1 protein-coding gene is annotated in these 841 nt (G+C 60.9%); it reads right to left on the bottom strand.

Features of this window, described 5'->3' with window-relative positions:
• The coding region (locus QWJ34_RS26995) for a glycoside hydrolase family 130 protein (protein ID WP_302732230.1) at positions 1-841 on the bottom strand (841 nt) is incomplete at both ends.

Genomic DNA, 841 nt, shown 5'->3' with positions numbered 1-841 from the left:
CCGTAGTAAATGTACAGCAGGCCGTCTTTGACCACGTTGCCGGTCGGGAAGACCACGTTCGGAATCTGGTAGCCGAACTTCTCGTAGTACGTTTCCGGCTCCATGATCGGCTCGCTTGTGCGGGCGATGATCTTCTCCGGGTTGTCCAGATCGAGCAGCAGCGCGCCGACCCGGTAGACGATATGCTCGTCCACGCCGTGATACAGCACCAGCCAGCCTTTGTCGGTCTTGACCGGAGGCGTCGAACCACCGATCTTGCGCGATTCCCAGGATGGATTCTCGGCTTTGGCGAGCAGTTTGGGTTCGTCCCAGTGCACGAGGTCGTCGGAGTAGGTGATCCACATCGCGGCTTTCTCCGTGCCGTAGGCTTCGCCGATATACTCTTCCGGGCGGCGCAGCAGCGCGTAGCGGCCGTTGATCTTCTCCGGGAACAGGATATTGTCGCGGTCGTTGATCTCAAGCGGCGTGGTATCGGCGACGAATTCCCAATCGACCAGGTTATCGGACTTGACGATGGACGAGCGGGTCAGCCAGTGGCCTTCTTCTTCGCCCCAGCCGTCCGGGTAGGTCGGGATCGAGCGCTCGGGCACGCCCGTGTTGGTCGGATAGTAGTTCATGGCGCACGGACGCAGCGCGTAGTTCATATAGAACGTGCCGTCGATCTTGACGACGCGCGGGTCCTGGACGCTGCCGTACGGGAAGCCGAGTTCGTCGGGCGTGAGCACCGGCTCGTCTTTGACGTGCGTGAAGTGCACGCCGTCCTCGCTTTCGAGCAGGCCGAGGTAATTCTTGCACGGGGTCAGGGAACCCGCGGTGCGTTCGATCATATAGAACTTGCCGT

The sequence above is a fragment of the Saccharibacillus sp. CPCC 101409 genome, from assembly GCF_030518235.1.
In the GTDB taxonomy this organism is placed as follows: Bacteria; Bacillota; Bacilli; order Paenibacillales; family Paenibacillaceae; genus Saccharibacillus.
The sequence above is the reverse complement of the archived record's forward strand: the minus strand, read 5'-3'. Positions and strand labels throughout refer to the sequence as shown.